Source organism: Pandoraea captiosa, from assembly GCF_902459775.1.
Taxonomy (GTDB): domain Bacteria; phylum Pseudomonadota; class Gammaproteobacteria; order Burkholderiales; family Burkholderiaceae; genus Pandoraea; species Pandoraea captiosa.
This window is the reverse complement of sequence record NZ_CABPSQ010000028.1, coordinates 1-2,004: the sequence shown is the minus strand read 5'-3', so window position 1 is coordinate 2,004 and position 2,004 is coordinate 1. Positions and strand designations below refer to the sequence as shown.

The 2,004-nt window shown below is 52.7% G+C and carries 1 tRNA gene and 1 rRNA gene; both read right to left on the bottom strand.

Annotated elements, in window-relative coordinates:
- Position 1: 1 nt before the first annotated feature.
- A tRNA-Ile gene (locus tag PCA31118_RS26840) sits at positions 2-78 on the bottom strand.
- A 64-nt stretch (positions 79-142) separates the two neighbouring features.
- A 16S ribosomal RNA gene (locus PCA31118_RS26835) occupies positions 143-1,675 on the bottom strand.
- Between the last annotated feature and the right edge of the window lie 329 nt (positions 1,676-2,004).

Sequence of the window (2,004 nt, the reverse complement as noted above, 5' to 3'; positions counted from 1 at the left end):
TTGGTGGGTCTGGAAGGACTTGAACCTTCGACCCCCGCCTTATCAAGACGGTGCTCTAACCACCTGAGCTACAGACCCGACTTAGATCTACGCAGTCAACAACCGATAAGCGTGAACACTCAACTTCCAGTGCATGCTCTAGAAAGGAGGTGATCCAGCCGCAGGTTCCCCTACGGCTACCTTGTTACGACTTCACCCCAGTCATGAATCCTGCCGTGGTAAGCGCCCTCCTTGCGGTTAGGCTACCTACTTCTGGCAAAACCCACTCCCATGGTGTGACGGGCGGTGTGTACAAGACCCGGGAACGTATTCACCGCGACATGCTGATCCGCGATTACTAGCGATTCCAGCTTCACGCAGTCGAGTTGCAGACTGCGATCCGGACTACGATCGGTTTTCTGGGGTTAGCTCCACCTCGCGGTTTGGCAGCCCTCTGTACCGACCATTGTATGACGTGTGAAGCCCTACCCATAAGGGCCATGAGGACTTGACGTCATCCCCACCTTCCTCCGGTTTGTCACCGGCAGTCTCCTTAGAGTGCTCTTGCGTAGCAACTAAGGACAAGGGTTGCGCTCGTTGCGGGACTTAACCCAACATCTCACGACACGAGCTGACGACAGCCATGCAGCACCTGTGTTACGGTTCTCTTTCGAGCACTCCCACCTCTCAGCAGGATTCCGTACATGTCAAGGGTAGGTAAGGTTTTTCGCGTTGCATCGAATTAATCCACATCATCCACCGCTTGTGCGGGTCCCCGTCAATTCCTTTGAGTTTTAATCTTGCGACCGTACTCCCCAGGCGGTCAACTTCACGCGTTAGCTACGTTACTAAGGAAATGAATCCCCAACAACTAGTTGACATCGTTTAGGGCGTGGACTACCAGGGTATCTAATCCTGTTTGCTCCCCACGCTTTCGTGCATGAGCGTCAGTATTGGCCCAGGGGGCTGCCTTCGCCATCGGTATTCCTCCACATCTCTACGCATTTCACTGCTACACGTGGAATTCTACCCCCCTCTGCCATACTCTAGCCTTGCAGTCACGAATGCAGTTCCCAGGTTGAGCCCGGGGATTTCACATCCGTCTTACAAAACCGCCTGCGCACGCTTTACGCCCAGTAATTCCGATTAACGCTTGCACCCTACGTATTACCGCGGCTGCTGGCACGTAGTTAGCCGGTGCTTATTCTTCCGGTACCGTCATCCCCCCGAGGTATTAACCCAGAGGATTTCTTTCCGGACAAAAGTGCTTTACAACCCGAAGGCCTTCTTCACACACGCGGCATTGCTGGATCAGGCTTTCGCCCATTGTCCAAAATTCCCCACTGCTGCCTCCCGTAGGAGTCTGGGCCGTGTCTCAGTCCCAGTGTGGCTGGTCGTCCTCTCAGACCAGCTACAGATCGTCGCCTTGGTGAGCTTTTACCTCACCAACTAGCTAATCTGATATCGGCCGCTCTTGTAGCGCGAGGCCCGAAGGTCCCCCGCTTTCCTCCTCAGAGCGTATGCGGTATTAATCCGGCTTTCGCCGAGCTATCCCCCACTACAAGGTACGTTCCGATATATTACTCACCCGTTCGCCACTCGCCACCAGGTGCAAGCACCCGTGCTGCCGTTCGACTTGCATGTGTAAGGCATGCCGCCAGCGTTCAATCTGAGCCAGGATCAAACTCTTCAGTTTAAACCTGTTACTGTTTTCGGTTTTTCGCGATAAATCGCTAGAACCGGTCGCTCTCAAAGTATGCTGACAAGTTAATTACTTAACTTACCTATTACTATGTGAGCCTCAATAAATTTAAAGCTTATCTGCCGAAGCAGACGCACCATTCATCGAGTGCCCACACTTATCGGTTGTTTAATTTTTAAAGATCAATCGCGTCTGACTTCGCTTCGTCGCTTAATTACCGCGCCGTCGCTTCGTTTTCTGCGTCGCTGCATCAGCAGCAGAGAAGTGAGATTATGTCGCAGCTTCTCGTCGTCGTCAACAGTTTTTTTCGCTTTCTTCGTTCG